Raw genomic sequence first — 22,475 nt, 5'->3', positions numbered from 1 at the left:
TGACAGCGCAGGGCCCGAAGAGCCTCACGCCTCGCGCAGCCGCAACGCCAGCCCGGAGGCCCGCACCGCCCGCCGATCCAGCGCCGCACGGATCTCCTCCTCAGAGCCGAGCACCCGCACCTTGTGCCTGGCGCGGGTCACCGCCGTGTAGAACAGCTCGCGGGTCAGCAGCCGCGAGTCGACCGGCGGCATCAGCACCGTCACCACGTCGGCCTCACTGCCCTGGCTCTTGTGGATGGTCATCGCGTACATGCTGTCCACATCCGAGAGCCGCCCGGTGGCGAAATCCACCGGCCCCGACGCCGTTGCGATCACCGCGCGCAGCCCGTCGGCGCGCGCCGTGACCACCCCGGTGTCCCCGTTGCGCACACCCAGCCCGTAGTCGTTGGCGGTGACCAGCAGCGGACGCCCGGCATACCAGTCCGTCCACACCGAATCCCCGGTCTGCTCGGACACCCAGCGCCGCACCTGACGATTCCAGTGATTCGCCCCGTGCAGGCCGTCGCGGTGCGCGCACAACAGCCGGTGCTCGTCGAGGTTGCGCAGCGCCTCGCGGGCATCGCCGAGCATCGCTGCCTGACGCACCCGCAACGCGTGCGGCACCACGATCCGCGCCAACTGGTCGGCCAGCGCGGCCGGGGTCGCCACGTCGATCCATTCCCGGTGCTCATCGCCCGAGCCCAGCAGCCCGATCACGGTGTCGCCGTCGCCGGCGCGTATCGCCGCGGCCAGCTCGCCGATCGGCTTCTTATAGCGGTGCGCGGTCGCCAGCGTCGCCACCCGGGTGCCCGGCCGCGCCGCCAAGCCCTCCACCAGGTCGGCCAGCACCGCCCCGGCCTCCACCGACGCCAACTGGTCGGGGTCGCCCACCAGGATCAGCCGCGCTTGCGGCCGCACCGCCTCGAGCAGCCGGGCCATCAGTGTCAGCGACACCATCGACGTCTCATCGACCACGACCACGTCGTGCGGCAGCCGGTTGGCCCGATTGTGCTTGAACCGCGACGAATTCCGCGGCCGCGAACCCAGCAGCGAATGCAGGGTGCTGGCCTGCAACCCGGCCAGCCGGGCCTGATCCACCGGATCGAGTCCGGCCACCTCCGCGGCGACCGCCTCGGTGAGCCGGGCCGCGGCCTTACCGGTGGGGGCGGCCAGCGCGATCCGCAGGCCCGGGCGCCCGGACGCCTCGGCCTGTTCGGCCAACAAGGCCAGCAACCGGGCCACCGTGGTGGTCTTGCCCGTGCCCGGCCCGCCGGTGAGCACGGTGACCGCCTGGGTCAGTGCGATCTCCGCTGCGCTGCGCTGCTCGTTATAGTCCGGCGGGAACAGCCGATCGAAGACCGCCGGCTCGGCCGGCCCGGCGTGCGGCGTGGACAGTGCCAGCAGGTCAGTGCAGACCTGCTCCTCCTCGCGCCAATAGCGATCCAGGTAGAGCAGGCCGCCCGACGGCGTGTCGTAGAGCCGCAACACGCTTTTGGTGACCAGCGAACTGGCCCGCACCGCCGCCAGCCACGCCGCCGGTTCCGGCCACGCCAGCTCCGGGAGCTCCGTGCTGGTCGCCACCGTTGCCAGCTCCACACAGACCGACCCGGTGCGCAACGCCCGCACCGTCAACGCCACCGCAAGTGCCACCGTCTCGTCGGCCTCGCCGCCCAGCGCGCAGATCCGTTGGGCGGTATGCACATCGGCGGCTTCGAGCACCCCGGCGTCGTTGAACTCCCGCAGCAGCCCGGTCGCGGTCAGCGCCACCCGCCACGACAGCGGATCCTCCATAATGCTCATGCGGTCACCCCCCGATGCAGCAGGTCCGACAGGGCGACCACCAGTGCCGCCGGCGGACGCCAGCTGAACACCCCGGACGGATGCCCGTCGAGAACCGGGGTGTCCGGCCCGCACATGCCGCGCACGAACAGATACAGCACCCCGCCCAGATGCCGCGCCGGGTCATAACCGGGTTGGCGCCACCGCAGAAACCGGTGCAGCACCGCGGTATACAGCAACGCCTGCAGCGGGTAGTCCGAGTGCAGCATGGCCTCGGTCATCCGGGGGAAGCTGTAGTCGGCGGCGGTCTCGCCGAGCTGATTGGTCTTGTAGTCGACCACCAGGTAGCGCTGATCGGGCAGGCGCAGTACCACGTCCAGGGAGCCGGACAGGTACCCGCGCAGCGTCTGGCCGCCCAGCGCGTCGGAGAGCAGCCGGTCGGCGTAGACCGCGAACGGGTCCTCGCCGGGCAGGTGTTCGCGCAGCAGCGCGCCCACGTCGGCGACCCGCGCCTGCGAAGCTGCCCCGGGCAAGTCGCCGCCGGCCAGTGGAATCTCGAAATCCAACTCCCGCAAGCGATCCGCAACCCCGATCTGCCGCAACGTCAGGCCGTCGGCCAACGGGCCGAGCGGGGTGTCGTGCATCGGCACCAGCGCCGCGGCCAGCTCGTCGGCGTCGACCCCGACCGGCCACCACCGCTCGTGCACCCGCACCTGCGCGGCCAGCTCGGCGGCCAGGTCCGCGGCGAACGGGTCGGCGGTCTCCAGCACCCCGTGCACCAGCGAGCCGAAGGTCTTGCCGCCGGGCAGATCCGCCATCGGGGAGCGCAACTCGACGCCGGTAACCGGGGCCGCCGCGGTCACCGTGATCTCCTCGGACTCGTCGTCACGGGTATGGGTCTCGGGTTCACTGTGCGTGCCGACGGCCGCCTCATCGGCACCGCGGATCAGCGCCGAATAGGAGGTGCGCCGCCACCCGGTGTCGATGGTGCGGTGGAAGTGGCGCACCGCCAAGTCTTTCGGCATCGACGACCTGGGCAGCGGGGGCGGCTGGACCACCTCGGAGTGCTCGACCACCGGGCCGCCGGCGTCCTGCCAGCCGGCGAACAACGCCCACGCGTCGGCGTCGCTGATCCGCGGCCGGCAGGCGATCGGCACCTCGGCCTGGCCGAGGGAGCGGCCGCGCAGCAACCGGGACAGCCCACTGTTGGCCTCGTCGCGGCTGGGGCCCCACCACGCCACCACCTGCGATTGCGCCCGGGTCAGGGCGACGTAGGTGTTGCGCAGGTGGTCCAGGGCCTCCTCGGTCTGGTGCAGCTCGGCGGCCAGGGCCCGGCCGGGGCCGTCGTCGCCGCCGATATACAGACAACGCGTCTCGGAGCCGTCGACGGCCGGCTCGTGGTAGAGCAGATTGCCCTGATCGCCGATGAAACGGTTGAACAGGAACGGCAGGTACACGATCGGGAATTGCAGCCCCTTGGCGGCGAACACCGTCATGATCTGTACCGCCCCGGCATCACTGTCGAGCCGGCGACTGCGCTCGGTGGCGCGGCTGGTGCGGTCCTCGCACTGCTTGCGCAGCCAATCACGCAGGCCAGGCAACCCCAGCCGGTCGGCGTGCGCGGTCTCGTGCAGCAACTGCCCGATGTGCGCGCAGTCGGTCAGTTGCCGCTCCCCGCCGCGCTGACTGAGCACCCGACGGCCCATCCCGGCCAGTTTGGCCGCCTCGAACACCGCGGCGATGCCGCGCAGCCGGGCGTGGTCGATCCACTCGCGCAGCGTCTGCGCCACCCGGTCGGTGAGGTCATCGCCACCGGCCGCCAGGGTCTCGGCGGTCTCGCCGAAGAACATCGTGCACGCCGCGGCCCGCACCAGGCCGCTGCGGTGCGGGGCGTCGAACGCCTCCAGTAGGCACAGCCAGTCCGCGGCCGCGCGGGAGACGAACACGTCGGCGTCGCCGGTGTAGACCACCGGAATGTCCAGTGCGGTCAACGCATCCCGGCACAGCGCGGCGTCCTCGTGCCGCTCGACCAGGATCGCGACGTCACCGGCGGTGATCGGCCGGCCGTCGTAGGTGGCCGCGGAGCCGAGCAGGGCGGCGACGTCGGCGGCCAGATCGCCCGGGATGTAGTCGCGCAGGGCGCCGATCGCGATGTCTTTGGTGGCCGAGCAGCCCACGGTGGGCCGGTCGACCACCCGCAGCCGAAACGGCGCGTTGTGCGGGGCCCCGGCCAGCCGCTGCCCGCGGTGATGAGCCGCCACGGGCGGCACCACGATCTCGGGATGACCCAACTGCACCCCGCCCAGCACCACCTGCAGGCTGTCCACCAGGTCGGAGTCGCTGCGGTAGTTGGTGTCCAGGCTGCGATGATCGTCGGCGTTGCGGGCGGCCGCCAGATAGGTGTAGATGTCGCCGCCGCGGAAACCGTAGATGGCCTGCTTAGGATCGCCGATCAACACCAAAGTCGAATGCCCGCGGAAGCCGGCGTCGATCACCTCCCACTGCACCGGGTCGGTGTCCTGGAATTCGTCGACCATCACGATCGGCCAGCGCCGCCGCATCCGCTCGGCCGCATCGGAATCACTGCGCCGCAGTGCGTCTCGCAGCAGGGTGAGGAGATCGGTGTAGCCGAGGATGCCCTGCCGGCGTTTGCGGTGCGCCAGTTCGGCCAACACCTCCCCGGCGAACTCCAGGCGCGCTGCCGCCGATGAACCCGGCTCGGGGTCGGCCGGGCGCAGCTGCGCGGCCGGCTCCTCGACCACCTTCGATGCCAGCGCCAGCGCCTCGTCCCGGCTGAACGGCGGGGGATTCTCGGCGTGACCGAAATGCGCCAGGTAGCGGTCGTCGACGATCTCGCCGACCAGATCGGCCAGGCTCTCCACCAGGGTGAGGGTCTCGTCGGTGTCGCCGGCCACCCCCAGGGACTTCAGCACCAGCGAACAGAACTGGTGGATGGTGACGATGGTGGCGGCGTCGAAATCGGCCAGCGCGTCGCGTAACCGGGCGTGCCGGGCGTTTCGCAGTTCGGCGGGCCCGTCGAGCAGGAAGCGCTCCAGGTCGTTCTCGGCTGCCCGCACCCCGCCGAGCACATCCAGCGCCCCGGCGACCAGGGTGCGCACCCGGTCGCGAAGTTCGCGGCTGGCCAGTCGGCCGAAGGTGATCAGCAGCAACTCATCCGGGCGAGCCCGGCCGTCGGCGAGGTAGCGGGCGGTCAGACCGGCCAGCGCGAACGTCTTACCGGTGCCCGCGCTGGCCTCCAGCAATACCGTGGAACCGGGGTCGGGCAGCGGCCCCAGCAGGTCGAAGCTGCGCGTCATGGCTGGCCCTCCGCGGTCAGCAGCGGTGACCACAGGCGCACCGCCAGCGCGCCCAAACGGGTGCTCTCCCCGTCGATCTCCTCACCGGGGCGCGGGGTGCCCAGCAGCCGGTTCAGTGGCGCGTTGGGGCCCCACACCTTGGCGACCGCCTTGTCGGTGCAGTCGCCGTAGGTGCCGCCCCAGACGTAGCGGGTCTTCCAGAGTGGATCATCGCCGTCGCGCCGGGCCTCCGCCCAGGCGTACGACGTCGCCAACGGCAGCGGTAGCGGTTCGCGGCGTCCCGCGTCGTAGATCGCCACCAACTGGCCCAGTACCTCCCGCGGGTCCGGAGCCGGGCGGAACAGTCGCCGGCTGATCGGGGATCGCCCACCGCGGCCGATGCTCATCGCCGACCACGACCGGTCGGGATGCTGAGCGGCCAACGCCTGCAGCGCAATCCAATCCTGCAGGAAGTGTTTGGCCGCCAGTTTGGAATAGGTGACCGAGACGGTGCGGTCGCCGTACACCCCCGCGACGGTGCCGGTCAACCGCCGCCCCCCGCCCAGGTCGAGGTCGACGTCGTAGGCGGCCGGGTCTCCGCGGCGGTGGCCGATCGCCGCCTCGGCCAGGGTGCGGGCCAGATCGCGGATCTCGCAGGCGGTCCGCATCCCGAGCCGCCCCGGCGGCAGCGTGCCGCGGCGCCACTCGGCGTTGGCCGCGTCGTCGGGGTGCATCCCGAGAAGCATGTCGGTGAGCATCCGGTCGCCGACCCCCCAGGTGGCCAAACCGCCGATCTCGACGGGCATGGCGTCCTCGACGCCGTCGACATCCCACGGCAGCGTGTAGTCCAAGGCCCGAAAAAAGCCCTTGACGGGGTCTTTGAAGAAGGCCAGCAGCTCGGCCAGTTCCACATCGCCGACCGGCGGCGTCAGGATCGCGGTGAACAACTCCGGGGGTTCGCTGCGTTTCCCGGCGGCGGCTTCGGCTGCGGTACGGGCGGTCGGATCGAAGGTGAACGGGCCGGGCGTGCCCAGTGCCCCGGGGGTCACGTTGCGAATATCGAACGGCTGCAACGGCTGTTCGATGACGACGCGTTCGCGCACCGGCTCACCGGTGGTGGCGTCCAGCGCGTCGAGCAGCTCGGCGAGCGGCACCGCCGGCGGCTGGGGCTTGCCGGAGTGTTCGTCGGCGCCGGTATAGGTGATGACCAGTGTCTCGGTGGCCGCACCCACCGCGTCCAGCAGCAGCTGCCGGTCTTGCGCGCGCAGGTCGCGCTCGCCGGTGTGCGGGTGCCGGGCCAGGGCGTCGTCGCCGTCGACGTGCGCGACCCGGGGGAACACCCCGTCGTCCAGGCCGACCAGGCACACCACCCGGTGCGGCACCGACCGCATCGGGACCAGGGTGCACACCGTCAGCCCGCCGGTGCGGAAGTTGGCCCGGGTGGGGCGCCCGGCCAGGCGCCCGGCGAGCAGTGCGCGCACATCGGGCAACCGCAGCTCGGTGTTCGCGCGCGCGTCGGCCTGCCGCAGCACCTCGGTGAGTTCCCGGTGCAACTGGCCGGACTGCCAGCCGTCGTCGGTGGAGACCCGGGTCAGCGCGGCCACGCCGTCGAGCAGGGTGGTGATCCACGCGGTGAGCGGCCGCGCCCCGGTGAGCGCGTCGGCGGCGGTCTGCAGCCGGTCGACGAACTCGGCCAGCCGCCCGGCCAGCTCCACCTGGTTGCTGCCGACGTCATCGAGGGGCAGCGCGGTGTCCAGCCAGGCCCGGGAGTCATCCGACATGGCGACACCGGTCAGGATCCGGTCCAGCCCGAATCGCCAGGTGTTGTGCTGAATTTTGGCCAGGCCGTACGGTTCCCGGTGCGCGGCGTCGAAACTCCACCGGATGTTGGCGCTGCGGACCCAGCCGGTGATGACCTCCAGGTCGTCGTCGGTGAACGCGAACCGGGCCCGCACCGGCGCCGCCTGGGCGAGGTTGAGCACCGCGCTGGCGGTCACCCGGCTGTCGGTGATGTCCAGCAGTGCGGCGGCCACGCCCAGCAGCGGGTTGGTCTGCACCGGCGCCCGGTCGGCCAGTTGCACCCGCAGCAGATGCGCCGGGTGGTTCTCCCCGGCCAGTTCACCGAGCCCGAAACCGGCGACGATCAGCGGCGCGTAGGTCTCGATGTCCGGGCACATCACGATGATGTCGCGCGGCTGCAGGCTCGGGTCGTCGGCCAGCCGGCCCAGCAGCACTTCGCGCAGCACGTCGACCTGCCGGGCCGGGCCGTGGCAGGAGTGCACCTGCACCGACCGGTCGGTCTCGGCGAGTACCCGGCCCTCGGGCCGGATCGCGTTGGCGGCCAGATCCGACTGCAGCCAACTCAGCAGCGTGTCGGAACGCGTTGGACTGCACAGGTATTCGTCGGTATCCGGCTCCGGAAGCCCGCGCTGCAGCTCGCGTAGATCACGCCCGAGTGTGCGCAGCAGCGGGTGCTCGGCCGCGGTGCGGCTGGTGTCCTCGCTGCGAGGAACCACGCCGTGCACACCGCTCAGCGCCCGCCACAGTCGATCCGACGGGTGCGGCAGCCACAAGTGCAGCTCGTGGTGGGTGGCCAGGGCGTCGAGCAGTTCGATGTCGGTGTGCGCCAGGCGGGTATGGCCGAACAGCGACAGGCGCGCCGGCAGCGTCTCGGCGGGCGCCCGCCGCAGCCGGGTCAGGGTCTGTTCGTGGCGGACGTGCGGAGGGTCGATGCCCATGGCGGCCACCAAGGCGCGCCACAGCGGCGGCTGCCAGGCCAGGTCGGGGTCCAGGTCGTCCGGGACGCCGTCGAGCCAGTCGACCAGCAGTTGCGGCCGCTGGCGGGCGTAGGAGGCGAACAGACCGGCCAGCCGCCGGGCGACCGCATAGCGGCGACCGCACCGGACCTGCGCGTCATCACCGGTGTGAAAATGACCCAAATGCGTTGCCAGCGTGACACACCAGGGCTCATCCAGGCTGGCGTCGATCACCGACAGCAACGGCCAGCTCATCGCGTCCGGCGACCACGGGTCGTCCTCGGCGCGTCCGGTGATCTCGGCGATCAGCGATCCCGGACTGCGAAACTCCACCCCGGCGCACACCCCGTCGCCCCCGGACCCGGCACCGAGCACGTGCGACAGCCGCTGGGACAGCCAGCGTTCGACCCCGCGGGCCGGCACCAGCACCAGCTCCTGGGCGAACGGGTCGGCCGGCGGCGTCGCCAACAGTGCACCGAGACCGTCGGCGAGGGCGTCGGTGCGTTCGGCGCGGTGCAGGTGCAGTCCCATCGCGGCCACCCTAAACCGCGGCCCCGACACCCGGCGCTGAACCATCGCCCCGTCGCCGTCGTGGTGCTTGTCATGAGGATCTACACGCTGATACTGGCCGCCGTCGCCGCACTGATCGTCGGCCTGACCGGCCCACCGGTGGCCACCGCCGCCGATGACCGGTTGCAATTCGACGCCACCACCGTCGACGGGACGCCGTTCAGCGGCGCCAGCCTGCAGGGCAAACCCGCCGTGCTGTGGTTCTGGAGGCCCAGCTGCCCGTTCTGCAACGCCGAGGCGCCGTCGGTGAGCCAGGTCGCGGCCGCCAACCCGCGGGTGGCCTTCGTCGGGGTGGCGGGGCGCTCGGATGTGGCGTCGATGCGGGACTTCGTGACCAAGTACCACCTGAACTTCACCAACCTCAACGACGCCGACGGCTCCATCTGGGAGCGTTTCGGGGTGCCGTGGCAGCCCGCGTATGTGTTCGAGCGCTCCGATGGCACCTCGACGTTCGTGAACAACCCGACCTCGGCGATGTCGCAACAGGAGTTGTCCGACCGGGTCGCGGCGCTGACGTAGGCGACCGGGTGAACCAGAACCTGCCGGGGCTGGCCTTCGCCGCGGGGTTGGTGGCCGCCCTCAATCCGTGCGGGTTCGCGCTGCTGCCCGCCTATCTGGCGTTGGTGGTACGCGGCGAGCACGGCGGCGGCCGGTCCGCGGTGGCCCGGGCGGTCGCGGCCACCGCGGCGATGACCCTCGGCTTTCTCGCGGTGTTCGGCACTTTCGGGCTGCTCACCGTCACGGTGGCGTCCAGGGTGCAGCGCTACCTGCCCTATGCCACCGTCGCGATCGGCATCGTGCTGGTGGCGCTGGGTGCCTGGCTGCTGGCGGGGCGCCGGCTCGCGGTCGCGTCATTCGGCGGGCGGTGGGCACCGACCGCCCGGATCGGGTCGATGCTCGGCTACGGGGTGGGCTACGCGTGCGCGTCACTGGGCTGCACCATCGGCCCCTTTCTGGCGGTCACCGGGGCGGCCTTGCGCGGTGGCTTCGGCGGGCTGACGGCCTACCTGGCGTATGCGGCCGGGTTCGGGCTGCTGGTCGGGGTGCTGGCGATCGCGGTGGCGCTGGCCCGCTCGGCGCTGATCGACCGGTTGCGCCGGATCACCCGCTACGCCAGCCGGATCAGCGGTGCACTGCTGGTGGTCGTCGGGCTCTACGTCGGCTACTACGGCTACTACGAGGTCCGGCTCCTCGAGATGGGCGGCGGAACGGGGGACCGGGTGCTGGCCGCCGCCGGCCGGCTTCAGGGCACGCTCGCCGGGTGGGTCCACCAGCTGGGCGCCTGGCCGTGGCTGGCGCTGTTGGTGTTCCTCGGGCTGGCTGCGCTGCTGCGGGCCCGCCGCCCCCGGATTAACGGCCACCTCGACGGCGGTGGCTCGTAGGCTGGTTCGCGTGAAAGCGGTCAGCTGCAGCAATGCGCAACTCGAACTCGTCGACCTGCCCACCCCGGCACCCGCCCGGGGCCAGCTGCTTTTGGAGGTGCTGCGCTGCGGCATCTGCGGCTCGGACCTGCACGCCCGGCAGCACTGCGACGAGGTCGCCGACGTGATGGCCGAAACCGGCTACGACGGGTTCATGCGCTCGGATCAGCAGGTGGTGTTCGGCCACGAATTCTGCGGCGAGGTGCTCGACCACGGGCCCCGGACCCGCAAGGCGCCGCGCGCCGGCACCCGGGTGGTGGCGGTGCCGCTGCTCCGGCGCGGCAAGGACGTCCACGCGGTCGGGCTGTCGGTGGCGGCACCGGGCGGCTACGCCGAGCAGATGCTGGTCGAGCAGTCCCTGGCGCTGCCGGTGCCCAACGGGCTGTCGCCGGAGGCGGCCGCGCTGACCGAGCCGATGGCGGTCGCCTGGCATGCGGTGCGGCGCGGCGAGGTACGCAAGCGCGACGTGGCGATCGTGATCGGCTGCGGGCCGATCGGCCTGGCGGTGGTGTGCATGCTCAAGGCGCGCGGGGTGCGCACCGTGATCGCCAGCGACTTCTCACCCGGCCGGCGTGCCCTGGCGGCCCGCTGCGGCGCCGATATCGTCGTCGACCCGGCGCAGGACTCGCCGTACGCCGCCGCCGCGGGCCACGGTCACCTGCAGACCTCGCCGGAGGCGCTGGGGCTGGCGGTCGGCACCGTGGACAAGCTGTACAAGGCGAGGCTGCCCTGGTGGCATGTCTGGCGGGCCGCCGAAGCCGTCGGCGCCGCCACCCCCAAGCACCCGGTGATCTTCGAGTGCGTCGGGGTACCGGGTGTCATCGACGGCATCATCGCCGGCGCTCCGCTGTTCTCCCGGGTCGTGGTGGTCGGCGTGTGCATGGGCGCCGACGCGATCCGGCCCGCCATGGCGATCAACAAGGAAACCGATCTGAGGTTCGTGTTCGGTTACACGCCAATGGAATTCCGTGACACCCTGCACATGATCGCCGAGGGCAAGGTCGACGTGTCGCCGCTGATCACCGGCACGGTCGGCCTCGGCGGGGTAGCCAATGCGTTCGACGCCCTGGGTGACCCGGCCAAACACGCCAAGATCCTGATCGACCCGAAAAGCCCGCTGCAGGAGGTGTCGTGACGACCGGCATCAAACGCATCGCGATCAGCACCGGCGGCGGCGACGCCCCCGGCCTCAACGCCGTCATCTACGCCACCACCCTGGCCGCCCGCAACCGCGGCTGGGATGTGGTCGGCATCCGGGACGGTTTCAACGGGCTACTGCGGAGCGACGACTACGCCGACGGCGGGATGATCGACCTGACCCGCCACCGGGTGCGCGGCATCATCCACCAGGGCGGCACCATTTTGGGCAGCACCAACCGCGGCAATCCGATCGCCTATCCGGTCCGGCAGGCCGACGGCAGCTGGGCCGAGGTCGACCGCACCGAGGAGCTGCTCGAGCGGTTCGCCGAACGCGGTATCGATGCGCTGGTCACCGTCGGCGGCGACGGATCCCTGACGATCGGCGACCACCTGCACCGGGCCGGGCTGCGGCTGATCGGCGTGCCCAAGACCATCGACAACGACCTGGATCGCACCGCGTCGACGTTCGGTTTCGACAGCGCCGTCGGGTTCGCCTCGGAGTGCATCGACCGGCTGTTCTCCACCGCCACCTCGCACAGCCGGATCATCGTGGTGGAGGTGATGGGCCGTTATGCCGGTTGGATCGCCTTGCACGCCGGCATGGCCTCCGGGGTGCACGCCATTCTCATCCCGGAGATCCCCTACCGGCTCGAACCGGTCGCCGAGCTGATCACCCAACGCGCACAACGGGGTTCGACGTACTCGATCGTGTGTGTCGCCGAGGGCGCCGTACCGGTGGGCGGCGGACGCACCGTCGCGGCCAAGGCGGTGGGCCAGGCGGAACGTCTGGGCGGCATCGGCTCGAAAGTCGCAGCCGAACTCGAGGCGCTGACCGGGCGCGAATCGCGTGCGGTGGTGCTGGGCCACCTGCTGCGGGGCGGGTCGCCGACGTCGCTGGACCGGCTGCTGGGCCTGCGGTTCGGGGCCGCCGCGGTGCGCGCCCTCGATGAGGGGCACAGCGGGGTGATGGTGGCGCTGAACCCGCCGACGGTGGACTATGTGCCGTTGGCCGAGGCCATCAGCCGGCAGAAAACCGTTCCGCCGGACTGTGATTCGATCCAGACCGCCCGCGATATGGGGATCCGGTTCGGGGATGAGAGTGTCGCTGCGGGCTGAGCCCGAGGCCTGCGGCGGTGATCTTCCGGCGTCGTATTGGATGTGGGCGTGTGCCCGCCTTTGAGCGACAGGCGACGAAATGTCGGCCCGCCCAGGGCGGGCAGTGAGAATCGGGCGCCGAGCCGGCGCCGCCACATAATCGGCGTTGTCGCTCAAAGGCGGGCACACGCCCATATCCTCCGGACCGGTGACGGATGGGGCGGGCGGGAAACGACACGCTCAGTATCCGATCGTAAACCCGTGTCGCAGCACCAGATCCGCTGTCACATCGGGGCGCTGCGACAGCGGCCACGCCGCGACCTCGAACGCTTCGACGGCGAAGAACGCGTAGTTGACCGAGGTCTCCGGGGTGGTACGCGACCGGTAGACGATCGCGTCCGGGCATTCCTCGGGTTCGGGCCACCAGCGCCGCACAGCGTCGGCCAGGTGCTGGCAGGTGGCCCACACCGCGTCGTGCTGGCCGGTGCTGATCTGGTCGTCGACCCCCAGCGCGTCCAGGTTGCGTTCGGTGCGCAAATCGAGCACCCGCAGGTGCCGGGCGGCGGTCAGCCGCACCAGGTGGTGTCCGGCGTGGTCGGCGGGAACCATCAGCCCGGTCAGCCGGTAGCGCTCCCGGAACGCACCGAGCAGATCGGTGGCGCCGTAGCGGGTGCGGAACGTCCCCGACGACGGGTCGAAGCGGTAGCGCGGTTCGGCGAACCCCTCCCACGTCCAGGCGTCGGGATGCTCGGCGTCCAGGCGCCACAGCTGCGTCCCTGCGGTGATCCGGCGGCGTCGCAGCCCGGTCGGCCGGGCCTCGGGCAGCGGGGCCCGGAAGCCGGCAGGAAGCTCAGGCACCGAGCGCGGTCAGCAACCGCCGGGCGGCCTGCGCGGTGTCGGGGCGGCGCAGCGCCTCGGCGATCGAGACGCCGCCCAACTCGTTATGGGTAAGCCGCATGATGCGGTCGGCGGCCAGCGGATCGGTGGTGAACCGGCCCAGCAACTCCAAAATCTCCGGCAGGTCGGCGCGCAGCCTGGCGTCATCGAATTGCCAAGCCGGGAACCAAGTCTGATTGCCCACCGGAGCGCCGATGAGCTTGCCGCGGCTGCGTAGCCTGTGCACGGCCTGCGGCGTGCCGAGCCGCAGCAGCGCCTGGACCTTCGGGGTGGGCAGCGCCCCGGCGACGAAGTCGTCGATCGCCGCGGCGCGGCGCTGGTCGTTCAGCGCGTGGGCGGCGATGCGCTCCAAGGTGCCCTGCGGCGCCGTCGGCGCCTCCAACAGCGCGTCGAGCACCTGGGCGAACCCGGCATCGGCGCGGGCGCGTTCGGCGACCTGGCGAGCGATGGGTGCGATGGCGGTGGGCATGGGTCCAGGCTACCCGCCGGGAACCGCAAATGCCCATAATTGAAACAATTGAAACATTCAGTCGGGGATCGACCCGCACCTGCGTGACAACGCCCGCCGGCCCAGTGCCACCGCCGCCAAGACGACGATCGCCCCCAGCAGCGGCCAGACCCCCAGCGCGTCGACCCGATCGGCCAGCCAGGACTGCACCACGGCGGCCGCGTGGATCACCGGATCCTCGGCGTCGGCGCCGGAGAAGTACACCCGGATCTCGTAATAGCCGTAGTAGCTGACGTACAACCCGGTCAACAGCACGATCACCCCGGCGATGCGGCCCACGTACGGCAGCACCCGGCGCAGCGCCGAGGTCGCCGAGGAGCCGGCCAGCGCCACCGCCAGCGCCGCGACCCCGACGGTGATGCTCATGCCGGCGGCATAGGCGATGAACGCCAACACCCCTTCCAGCGGGGAGCCCTGCTGAAAGGTGGTGCTGATCACCGCCAGGAACGGGGCGATGGTGCACGACAGCGAGGCGACCGCGTAGCCGACGCCGTAGCCGTACATCGAGCCCAGCCGTGCGGTCGGGGTCGCGCTCACTGTGGGCAGCAGCACCGAGATATCCCGGCCGGACAGCAGCCAGGCGCCCATGGCCAGCAGCAGGACGCCGATGACCACCGTGGCGAACGGCAGGTACTTCTGCGCCGAGGCGATCAACGGCGACACGGCCAACCCGAAAACGCCGAACACGGTCAGGAAGCCCGCCGACATCGTCACCGTCGCCGCCCCGGCCCGGGCCAGCGCCACCGGGCGCGAGGTGCCCCGGCTGTCGGCGATCACCAGACCCAGATAGCCCGGCAGGAAGGCGAACCCGCACGGGTTCAGCGCCGCGACCAGTCCGGCGCCGAGCGCGAAACTCAGTGTGGCGGTGTCGATCACGGTGTCAGTGCCTGCACCCGCGCGCTCAGATCGGCTTCGGACAGTGAACCCTTGACCACCTCCACCTTTCCGTCCGGGCTGATGAAGGCGTATGCCGGCTGACGGGTCACCCCGAAGCGGGCCCACACCGCGGCGTCGGTGTCGGCCAGTTCGGTGAAGCCGTCCACGCCGTACTTGACGGTGAACTCGCGCAGCGCGTCGAGTCGATCCTGGGCGCCCACGCCGACGAACGTCACCGCCGGGTGGGCGGCGGCCACCCGCGCGACCAGCGGAGCGTCCCGCTGGCAGGTGGGACACCACGGCGCCCAGAACCACAGCACCGCCGGCCGGCCGTTGAGGCTGGCACCGGAGAACGGCCGGCCGTCGAGGGTTTCGGCGGTGAAGTCCAGCTGGGTGCCCTCCGATGCCGTCCGTGAACCGCAGCCGGCGGCCAGCAGGGCCGTCGTGGCCAGGAGCATGGCGATCAGCAGGCGGGAGATTTTTGCGGGGCTCACGCCGCCGAGTATGCCAGCGGCTCCGGCCGGGCTAGGGTCGCTGACATGGCCCGCGGACGCCTGGAACACACCGCCGACATCGCCGCGCCGCCGGATGCCGTCGCGACGTTTCTGGCCGACCTGGCCAACTACGAAGCGCTGCATCCGATGCTGGTGGACGTGCGCCGCGTCCCCGGCGGCACCGACGGCGCCACCCGCTACCTGGCCCCGCACCGGATGCGCCTGTACGGCATACCGGTCCGCTTCACCTGCCGGGTGGAGTTGCGCACCGACGGCCAAGGCGAGATCCGCAGCCACACGCTGCAGCGGCCGGGCATCGAAATGTGGTCGACGGTGACGGTGCGCCCCCAGGGCGACGGCAGCCGGCTGCACGAGCAGGTCGACATCACCGCGCCCAGGCTTTTGATGAACACCGTGCTGCGCGACGGCGGCAGTTCGCATGCCGCGATGTGGGAGAACCTGCGACGCTATTTCGAAGGGTGAGCGACACGGGCATGCTGGAAGCCATGAACCGAAGCGAGATCACCGAGCAGATCGTCGCCGCCCGGCTGGCCAAGGGCCTGACCTGGCAGGAGTTGGCCGACGCGATCAAGAGGCCGGTCGTGTGGACCACCTCGGCACTGCTGGGCCAGCACCCCATTCCGGCCGAGCTGGGGGAGATCCTGGTCGATCTGCTCGGGCTGGACCGCGCGGTGGTGCCGGTGCTGGCCGCGGTGCCGATGCGCGGCGGGTCGCCCGGTCACGGATCTCAGGTGCCCACCGACCCGACCATCTACCGGCTCCATGAGGCGGTCAGCGTCTACGGCCCCGCTCTTAAGGAACTGATCCATGAACAGTTCGGTGACGGCATCATGAGCGCGATCAACTTCCATCTGGACATCGCGCGCAAGCCGCACCCGGGCGGTGATCGGGTGGTGATCACCTTCGACGGCAAATTCCTGCCCTATGAGTGGAACTCCGCGGGCTGAGCGCCGACCGATGGCCGCCCGATCGCCGAAGACCCAGCCGCTGACCGCAGACCTGGTGCTGTCCGGCGGGGGAGTGCGCTTCATCGGGCTGGTCGGGGCGGTGGTCGCGCTGATGGACGCCGGGTACTCGACGCAGCGCATCTCCGGGGTCTCCGGCGGATCGGTGGTGGCCACCATCCTGGCCGCCGCCGCCCAGGGCGATCAGCTCAGCGCGGCACAGGTCAAGGAGATGGCGCTGTCGGTGCCGCTGCAGACCTGGCGTGATGCCGCGGCACCGGTTCCGCTGCTGGGCGCGGCGTACGGGTTTCTGCGCGACAGCGGCCTGTATCGCGGCGACGTCGCCCACGACTGGATCCGCAGTGAGCTGGCGAACCTGGGGGTGAGCACCTGGGGCGATCTGCGCTACGACGAAGACAACCTGCTGACCGAGCGGCGCTACCGGGCGGTGGTCACCGTCACCGACGTCACCACCGGGCAGCTGGTCCGGCTCCCGTGGGACTACCGGCGGGTCTACGGGCTCGACCCCGACGAGCAGTCCGTCGCCGACGCGGTGCGCGCCTCGATGTCGGTGCCGTTCTTCTACCGGCCGGTGACGCTGACCAGTGCCGCCGGGCGACGATCCACCCTGGTCGACGGCGGGGTGCTGTCGAACTTCCCGATCTACACGTTCGACCGGCTCGACGGCCGCGCACCGCTGTGGCCCACCTTCGGGGTCACGGTGGTACCCGAACTGTCCGGCGGCGATATCGGCGATATGGTCCCCAGCCTGCGCCCGCTACGCGTGTTCGGGCAGTCGAGGCTGCTGGAGAACCTGATCAGCACGCTGCTGATCGGCCACGACCAGACATATCTGAACCAGCCGTGGGTCAGTGTGCGCGCCATCAAGGTCAACCCGACCGATGTCGGCGTGCTGGACTTCGGCATCTCGCGTGCCCGGCTCGAAGCCCTCTACGAGAACGGCTACGTCGCGACGCAGCAGTTCCTGTCTACCTGGGACTGGCCGGCCTATCTGGAGCGGTTCCGGGTGTCGCACTACCCCGGCGGGGTCGCGCCGACGGAACGCGCCTGAAGCGGCTCAGTGCCGGTGCTTGCCCAGCTCGGCGCTGGCGTCACCGAGCCGCACCGTGATGTCGGTGTTGCCGGCATTCTCGAGCTGCTCGCGGCCGCGCAGCCTGTCCTGGATCTCGCGGGCCGCGCCGTTGATGCGCTCGATCTCGGCGCGGAACACGTCCGGCCGGGTCTCCTTGCTGGCGTAGTGGAAGTAGCTGAGCAGGCTGCGCAGCAGCTCCAGCTTCTGCTTCTCCCGCTTGGCCAGGTCGTGGGTCGTCATCAACTCGACGCGGCGCACCGGCGGCAGATCGCCCCAGTCCAGCGTCACCTTGTTCTCGTAGCGGGTCCGCTTACCCCGCCCGAACCAGCCCTTGGGCTCCTCGGGGGTGTCGTAGTAGCTGACCGTCCCGGTGAACCGCGACTCGATGCCCTCTCCGAGTTCGGCCCGGTCGATGGCCGAGTCCCACACCGTGCGCCACTCCTGGTTGGGGGCCAGCACCGTCAGCTCCTCGGGCAGCTGCAGGGCGACCACGTCGGCGTAGCCGTCCGACGCCGTCTCATAGCGGGCCACGGTCGGCGGCTGGGCGAACGAGAACCGGACGTCATAGGCGGCGGTCTTGCCGAAGTTGCGGACCACCAGCTCGATGACGTGCCAGTCCGCGGCGTGCGGCTCCATGAACATCGCCACGTGCGGGCGGGTCTGTTCGGCGGCCGCACGGCGATTGCGCTGCAGTTGCCGGTTCAGATAGAACAGCGCCAGCACGGTGATCCCGATCGCCAGCCACGCGGCGAACGCCAGCCAGGTCTCCGGCCCCGCGTGGGTGATGTCGTACCAGCGGTCCTCGACTGATCCCATCGGCTATCCCCTCATCCGCCCATCAGCATGCGCCACCGGTCCAGGCTTCCGGCGCTGAATACGTAGTTGGATCGCTTGACCTCGGAGAGCGCAGCGCTCGGCTCGGCCGAATACCAGTGGCCGGGGAACACCGTCGGGTCACCCGGTAGGGCGGCCAACTGCTGCAGGCTGCGGTACATCTCGTCGGAGTCGCCACCGGGGAAATCGGTGCGCCCGCAGCCCTCCAGGAACAGCGTGTCGCCGGCGACGAGCCGGCCGTCCAACAGAAAGCATTGACTGCCCGGGGTGTGCCCGGGGGTGTGCAGCAGCTCGATCTCGATATCACCGATGCTGACCTTGTCGCCGTGCTCATGCGAGGTCAGATCCGTCATCGGAATTCCGGTGATCCGCGAAACCCACTGCGCCTCATGAGTATTCACGTGAACGGGAACGGCTACCCGTTCCAGCAGCTCGGCGAGGCCTTTGAGCTCGAATCCCATCATCGACCCGCCCACGTGATCGGGGTGGTGATGAGTGACCAGCACACCGGACAGCCGCATGCCGTCGGCTTCGATGGTGTCGAGCAGATCACCGGCGGCGTAGGCCGGGTCGACCACCACGGCGTCGCCGGTCTGCCGGTCGCCGATCAGGTACGCGAAATTGCGCATCTGGGCAGCCATCGGGTCCCCGACCGCGAAATCGCGTCCGGAGAGCAGCTGGCGGAAATACAGCCGGTCGGATTCGGGCACGCCCTCCACCCTAAAGCAGCGGTGACCGCATCCGCGGCGAAGCCGGGCGCGGCAGGTCGTCGCCGTCGGCACGCGGTTTGGTGACCTCGCGGGCGAGGTTGTAACCTTCTACAGGCTTACGGCGCCGCATGGTCGCCGTGGGTGAGGCCCCCTTAGCTCAGTCGGCAGAGCGTTTCCATGGTAAGGAAAAGGTCAACGGTTCGATTCCGTTAGGGGGCTCGGTGGACGCCGGGCCTGCTGGCAGGTGTATTACCCGCGGCGATGTAGCTCAGTTGGTTAGAGCGAACGACTCATAATCGTTAGGTCGCCGGTTCAAGTCCGGCCATCGCTACTACGAGAACCAGCGCAACAACAGATGAAAGAGGGCAGCTGACGTGGCCTCCAGCACCGATGTGCGGCCGAAGATCACCTTGGCCTGTGAGGTGTGCAAGCACCGCAACTACATCACCAAGAAGAACCGCCGCAACAACCCCGACCGGCTGGAGCTGAAGAAGTTCTGCCCGAACTGCGGCAAGCACCAGTCTCACCGCGAATCACGCTAGGTAGCGCGAACCGTGTCGTTGGCCGAGCGCCTCGCCGGGGCGCACTACCGCTATCCCGACCACTACGAGGTGGAGCGGGAGAAGATCCGTGAATACGCTCGCGCCGTCAAGGCTGTGGACCCGGCCAGTCTCGACCTGCGGGCGGCCGCCCGCCTGGGCTATGACGGCCTGCTGGCACCGCTGACCTACATCTCGGTGTTCGGGCACAAGGCGATTTCGTCGTTCTTCGACCACGTCGGTGTCACCGTCGATGATGCTCAGATCGTCCAGGTCGACCAGAAGCTGGAGTTTCATCAGCCGATCAAGGAGGGCGACCGGTTGTACTGCGACGTCTCGGTCGAATCAGTTCGCCGCGCACACGGAACCGACATCATCATGACCAGGCAGGTGGTCACCAACGATGCCGGTGAGATCGTGCAAGAGACGTACACGACGCTGGCGGGACGTGCCGGCGAGGGAGAAAAGGGTTTCACCGATGGCGTTGCGTGAGTTCAGTTCGGTCAAGGTCGGCGATCAGCTGCCGGAGCGGGTCATTGGCCTGACGCGGCAGGACCTGGTCAATTACGCCGGCGTCTCCGGCGACCTGAACCCGATCCACTGGGACGACGAGATCGCCCAGCAGGTCGGCCTGGACACCGCGATCGCCCACGGCATGCTGACCATGGGGCTCGGCGGCGGCTACATCACCTCCTGGGTGGGCGACCCCGGCGCGGTCACCGAGTACAACGTCCGTTTCACCGCGGTGGTGCCGGTGCCCAACGACGGCAAGGGCGCCGAGATCACCTTCAGCGGCCGGGTCAAGTCCGTGGACCCCGAATCCAAATCGGTGACGATCGCGCTGACCGCCACGACCGGCGGAAAGAAGATCTTCGGACGGGCGGTCGCCTCGGCGAAGCTCGCCTAGGGGAAACGATGGCGATCAAAACCGACATCCGGGGCCTGATCTGGCGCTACCCGGAGCCGTTCGTGGTGGGCCGCGAGAAGATCCGCGAGTTCGCCAAGGCCATCAAGGCCGAGGATCCCGCCTGCTATGACGAGGCGGCGGCGGCCGAACTGGGCTACGACTCGGTGTTGGCCCCGCTGACCTTCGTGGCGATCTTGGCCAAGCTGGTGCAGTCCGACTTCTTCCGCAACGTCGACACCGGCTACACCACCATGCAGATGGTGCAGGTCGATCAGGGGTTCACCTTCCACCGTCCGATCAAGGCCGGCGACACCCTCTATGCCCGCATGGAGATCGCGTCGGTCAACGAGCGGTTCGGCGCCGACATCGTCACCACCCGCAACATCGTGACCAACGAGGACGGCGACATGGTGCTGGAGGCGTTCACCACGATGATGGGTCACGACGGCGATGATTCGGTCAACCTCCGATGGGACGCCGAATCCGGTCAGGTCATCCGAACAGCCTGATTAGTAACTGGCCGCACCGGCGAGGTACACTCGGACCTCGGGGTTTTCCCAGCACTAGCGCGCTTTCCGTGAGGCGAACGGGGAGCGCGCGAATTGTGTGGGCCGGAGACGGTGCACAGGTGAAAGCTCCGAACGCAGGTTGGTCTGCCAACCGCGAAGGGGCGTAGCTCAACTGGCAGAGCAGCGGTCTCCAAAACCGCAGGTTGCAGGTTCAAGTCCTGTCGCCCCTGCTGACGTGCCATGGTGGACAGTGGACACTGGAACTCACCAGGCGCGCTACGGCACGAGGTAAGCGAGAAGAACGAAGGAGCATGCGGTGACCGACGAGTTCGACCGTCCCGACGCCGCAGCCGACGGCGACAGCGAGGCCGACTCCACGGTTCGCCCCGGTCGCACGGCGGTGGCGAGCAGGCAGGTCGGCGAACCGCTGCGGCCTACCGGCAAGCGCTCCCGTCGGCGTTCGGCGGCCGCCGACGTCGACGAGCTGGAATCCACGGCGACGGAGCTCGGTGCGGACGACACCGGTGCCAAGAAGGCCAAGAAGGCCAAGAAGAAGTCGGACGGGCCGTCGCGCAATCCGTTCGTCTTCGTCTTGAACTACCTCAAGCAGGTCGTCGGCGAACTTCGCAAGGTGATCTGGCCGAACCGCAATCAGATGGTCACCTACACCGCGGTGGTGCTGGCGTTCCTGGTCTTCATGGTGGCACTGGTCGCCGGTGCGGACTTCGGGTTCGCCCGGCTGGTGCTGCTGGTGTTCGGCGAGTGAAGTTATAGGAAGGACTGACAACCGTGACTACCTTCGACGGCGATACGCCTGCGGGCGAGCCGGTCGACGTGGCGGAGACCACCGAGGCGCCTGCCGAGGCCTCGGCTGACGAGTCTGACGAGACTGCTGCAGCAGCTGAGAGCCCGGAGGCTGTCGAGGCGGCCGAGGCCGAGCCGGCCGAATCCGACGAGGAGCTCGACCCCGCGGTGGCGCTGAAGGCCGAGCTGCGCACCAAGCCGGGTGATTGGTATGTCATCCACTCCTACGCCGGCTACGAGAACAAGGTGAAGGCCAACCTCGAGACCCGCGTGCAGAACCTGGACGTCGGCGACTACATCTTCCAGGTGGAGGTGCCCACCGAAGAGGTCACCGAGATCAAGAACGGCCAGCGTAAGCAGGTCAACCGCAAGGTGCTGCCGGGCTACATCCTGGTGCGGATGGACCTGACCGACGACTCCTGGTCCGCGGTGCGCAACACCCCGGGCGTCACCGGATTCGTCGGCGCCACCTCGCGCCCGACGTCGCTGCCGCTGGACGACGTGGTCAAGTTCCTGCTGCCGCAGGGCGCGGCCAAGAAGCAGGCGCGCGGTGCGGCGGCCGGCGCGGCCGCCGGCGGCGCCGTTGAAGGCGGGCTGGAGCGGCCGGTCATCGAGGTCGACTACGAGGTCGGCGAGTCGGTCACCGTCATGGACGGACCGTTCGCCACGCTGCCCGCCTCGATCAGCGAGGTCAACGCCGAACAACAGAAGCTCAAGGTGCTGGTGTCCATCTTCGGTCGCGAGACGCCTGTGGAGCTGACCTTTAACCAGGTCTCCAAGATCTAGTACGTAGGAAAGGAACACCCCACTCATGGCCCCGAAGAAGAAGGTCGCCGGGCTGATCAAGCTTCAGATCGAAGCCGGTCAAGCTAACCCCGCGCCGCCGGTCGGACCCGCGCTCGGTCAGCACGGCGTCAACATCATGGAGTTCTGCAAGGCGTACAACGCCGCGACGGAGAACCAGCGCGGCAACGTCGTCCCGGTGGAGATCACCGTCTACGAGGACCGCAGCTTCACCTTCGCGCTGAAGACCCCGCCCGCGGCGCGGCTGCTGCTCAAGGCCGCCGGCATCGCCAAGGGTTCGGCCGAGCCGCACAAGACCAAGGTCGCCAAGGTGACCTGGGACCAGGTCCGCGAGATCGCCGAGACCAAGAAGGCCGACCTCAACGCCAACGACGTCGAGGCCGGAGCCAAGATCATCGCCGGCACCGCCCGGTCGATGGGTATCACCGTCGAGTAGTACCTGTTGATCCTGCGCTGACGGTGTAAAAGTGCGACTAAGCACCACCGTGAACGCAGAGTC

General features: G+C 69.8%; 23 protein-coding genes and 3 tRNA genes. 17 read left to right on the top strand and 9 right to left on the bottom strand.

Annotated elements, in window-relative coordinates; all coding sequences use genetic code 11:
• Positions 1–24 precede the first annotated feature (24 nt).
• The 3 genes from recD to recC are packed head-to-tail and all read right to left on the bottom strand — an operon-like array spanning position 25 to position 8,341.
• Entirely contained in the window at positions 25–1,779 is a 1,755-nt protein-coding gene (gene recD / locus BST28_RS08015; RefSeq protein WP_083080600.1) for an exodeoxyribonuclease V subunit alpha, read from the bottom strand.
• A complete protein-coding gene (gene recB, locus BST28_RS08010) occupies positions 1,776–5,075 on the bottom strand; it encodes an exodeoxyribonuclease V subunit beta (protein ID WP_019737404.1) in 3,300 nt (1,099 codons plus the stop codon). The genes recD and recB overlap by 4 nt, the downstream gene beginning before the upstream one ends.
• Positions 5,072–8,341, bottom strand: coding sequence for an exodeoxyribonuclease V subunit gamma (recC, locus tag BST28_RS08005; protein WP_083080599.1), 3,270 nt, complete (start codon positions 8,339–8,341; stop codon positions 5,072–5,074). The genes recB and recC overlap by 4 nt, the downstream gene beginning before the upstream one ends.
• Positions 8,342–8,413: 72 nt before the next feature.
• Here recC and BST28_RS08000 point away from each other — a divergent pair, with 72 nt between their 5' ends.
• The 4 genes from BST28_RS08000 to BST28_RS07985 are packed head-to-tail and all read left to right on the top strand — an operon-like array spanning position 8,414 to position 12,057.
• The gene (locus BST28_RS08000) at positions 8,414–8,899 is read left to right on the top strand and encodes a protein disulfide oxidoreductase (protein WP_065288165.1); all 486 of its coding nucleotides are present in this window, start codon (positions 8,414–8,416) and stop codon (positions 8,897–8,899) included.
• Positions 8,900–8,907: 8 nt separating this feature from the next.
• A complete protein-coding gene (locus BST28_RS07995) occupies positions 8,908–9,762 on the top strand; it encodes a cytochrome c biogenesis CcdA family protein (RefSeq protein ID WP_019736249.1) in 855 nt (284 codons plus the stop codon).
• Between the two features lie 10 nt (positions 9,763–9,772).
• The gene (locus BST28_RS07990) at positions 9,773–10,936 is read left to right on the top strand and encodes a zinc-binding dehydrogenase (protein WP_019736248.1); all 1,164 of its coding nucleotides are present in this window, start codon (positions 9,773–9,775) and stop codon (positions 10,934–10,936) included.
• Positions 10,933–12,057, top strand: a complete 1,125-nt coding sequence (locus BST28_RS07985; RefSeq protein WP_065288163.1) for a 6-phosphofructokinase — start codon at positions 10,933–10,935, stop codon at positions 12,055–12,057. Before BST28_RS07990 ends, BST28_RS07985 begins: the two co-directional genes overlap by 4 nt.
• Before the next feature lie 219 nt (positions 12,058–12,276).
• On the opposite strand, the gene BST28_RS07980 is transcribed toward BST28_RS07985, so the two are convergent.
• From BST28_RS07980 to BST28_RS07965, 4 genes are read right to left on the bottom strand one after another with little or no spacing between them, the layout of a single operon-like run.
• Positions 12,277–12,894 (bottom strand): RES family NAD+ phosphorylase, encoded by a 618-nt coding sequence (locus BST28_RS07980; RefSeq protein ID WP_019736012.1) that lies wholly within the window; start codon positions 12,892–12,894, stop codon positions 12,277–12,279.
• Entirely contained in the window at positions 12,887–13,402 is a 516-nt protein-coding gene (locus tag BST28_RS07975; RefSeq protein WP_019736011.1) for a hypothetical protein, read from the bottom strand. Before BST28_RS07975 ends, BST28_RS07980 begins: the two co-directional genes overlap by 8 nt.
• Before the next feature lie 57 nt (positions 13,403–13,459).
• The gene (locus BST28_RS07970) at positions 13,460–14,317 is read right to left on the bottom strand and encodes a cytochrome c biogenesis CcdA family protein (protein ID WP_083080598.1); all 858 of its coding nucleotides are present in this window, start codon (positions 14,315–14,317) and stop codon (positions 13,460–13,462) included.
• Entirely contained in the window at positions 14,314–14,775 is a 462-nt protein-coding gene (locus tag BST28_RS07965; RefSeq protein WP_083080621.1) for a redoxin family protein, read from the bottom strand. The genes BST28_RS07970 and BST28_RS07965 overlap by 4 nt, the downstream gene beginning before the upstream one ends.
• 81 nt (positions 14,776–14,856) lie before the next feature.
• Here BST28_RS07965 and BST28_RS07960 point away from each other — a divergent pair, with 81 nt between their 5' ends.
• From BST28_RS07960 to BST28_RS07950, 3 genes are read left to right on the top strand one after another with little or no spacing between them, the layout of a single operon-like run.
• Positions 14,857–15,294 (top strand): SRPBCC family protein, encoded by a 438-nt coding sequence (locus BST28_RS07960; RefSeq protein WP_019736008.1) that lies wholly within the window; start codon positions 14,857–14,859, stop codon positions 15,292–15,294.
• A 23-nt stretch (positions 15,295–15,317) separates the two neighbouring features.
• Complete coding sequence (gene cynS, locus BST28_RS07955) at positions 15,318–15,779, top strand: cyanase (RefSeq protein WP_461786779.1); 462 nt, start codon at positions 15,318–15,320, stop codon at positions 15,777–15,779.
• Between the two features lie 10 nt (positions 15,780–15,789).
• Positions 15,790–16,848, top strand: a complete 1,059-nt coding sequence (locus BST28_RS07950; RefSeq protein WP_065288161.1) for a patatin-like phospholipase family protein — start codon at positions 15,790–15,792, stop codon at positions 16,846–16,848.
• Between the two features lie 6 nt (positions 16,849–16,854).
• Here BST28_RS07950 and BST28_RS07945 read toward each other — a convergent pair whose 3' ends face one another.
• Together BST28_RS07945 and BST28_RS07940 are read right to left on the bottom strand one after the other, a co-directional pair.
• Entirely contained in the window at positions 16,855–17,685 is an 831-nt protein-coding gene (locus tag BST28_RS07945; RefSeq protein WP_019736005.1) for a DUF8453 domain-containing protein, read from the bottom strand.
• An 11-nt stretch (positions 17,686–17,696) separates the two neighbouring features.
• Entirely contained in the window at positions 17,697–18,413 is a 717-nt protein-coding gene (locus BST28_RS07940; protein ID WP_083080620.1) for an MBL fold metallo-hydrolase, read from the bottom strand.
• Positions 18,414–18,559: 146 nt separating this feature from the next.
• Here BST28_RS07940 and BST28_RS07935 point away from each other — a divergent pair.
• The 10 genes from BST28_RS07935 (at position 18,560) to rplK (ending at position 22,412) form a co-directional block, all read left to right on the top strand.
• A tRNA-Thr gene (locus tag BST28_RS07935) sits at positions 18,560–18,632 on the top strand.
• Positions 18,633–18,670: 38 nt separating this feature from the next.
• Positions 18,671–18,744, top strand: a tRNA-Met gene (locus tag BST28_RS07930).
• Between the two features lie 43 nt (positions 18,745–18,787).
• The gene (gene rpmG / locus BST28_RS07925; RefSeq protein WP_065288160.1) at positions 18,788–18,955 is read left to right on the top strand and encodes a 50S ribosomal protein L33; all 168 of its coding nucleotides are present in this window, start codon (positions 18,788–18,790) and stop codon (positions 18,953–18,955) included.
• A 12-nt stretch (positions 18,956–18,967) separates the two neighbouring features.
• Positions 18,968–19,444 (top strand): (3R)-hydroxyacyl-ACP dehydratase subunit HadA, encoded by a 477-nt coding sequence (gene hadA / locus BST28_RS07920; RefSeq protein ID WP_019736003.1) that lies wholly within the window; start codon positions 18,968–18,970, stop codon positions 19,442–19,444.
• Entirely contained in the window at positions 19,431–19,859 is a 429-nt protein-coding gene (gene hadB, locus BST28_RS07915; RefSeq protein ID WP_019736002.1) for a (3R)-hydroxyacyl-ACP dehydratase subunit HadB, read from the top strand. The genes hadA and hadB overlap by 14 nt, the downstream gene beginning before the upstream one ends.
• Positions 19,860–19,867: 8 nt before the next feature.
• Positions 19,868–20,368: a (3R)-hydroxyacyl-ACP dehydratase subunit HadC gene (gene hadC / locus BST28_RS07910; RefSeq protein ID WP_083080597.1), complete on the top strand. Its 501-nt coding sequence runs from the start codon at positions 19,868–19,870 to the stop codon at positions 20,366–20,368.
• Positions 20,369–20,525: 157 nt separating this feature from the next.
• Positions 20,526–20,598 (top strand) — tRNA-Trp (locus BST28_RS07905).
• Between the two features lie 86 nt (positions 20,599–20,684).
• Entirely contained in the window at positions 20,685–21,134 is a 450-nt protein-coding gene (secE, locus tag BST28_RS07900) for a preprotein translocase subunit SecE (protein WP_065288158.1), read from the top strand.
• Between the two features lie 23 nt (positions 21,135–21,157).
• Complete coding sequence (gene nusG / locus BST28_RS07895) at positions 21,158–21,958, top strand: transcription termination/antitermination protein NusG (protein ID WP_065288157.1); 801 nt, start codon at positions 21,158–21,160, stop codon at positions 21,956–21,958.
• A 25-nt stretch (positions 21,959–21,983) separates the two neighbouring features.
• Entirely contained in the window at positions 21,984–22,412 is a 429-nt protein-coding gene (gene rplK, locus BST28_RS07890) for a 50S ribosomal protein L11 (RefSeq protein ID WP_019735193.1), read from the top strand.
• Positions 22,413–22,475 lie beyond the last annotated feature (63 nt).

Origin of the sequence: Mycolicibacter kumamotonensis (assembly GCF_002086285.1) — a bacterium.
GTDB lineage: Bacteria > Actinomycetota > Actinomycetes > Mycobacteriales > Mycobacteriaceae > Mycobacterium > Mycobacterium kumamotonense.
Note: the sequence above shows the minus strand (reverse complement) of the source record. Positions and strands in the feature narration are given on the sequence as shown.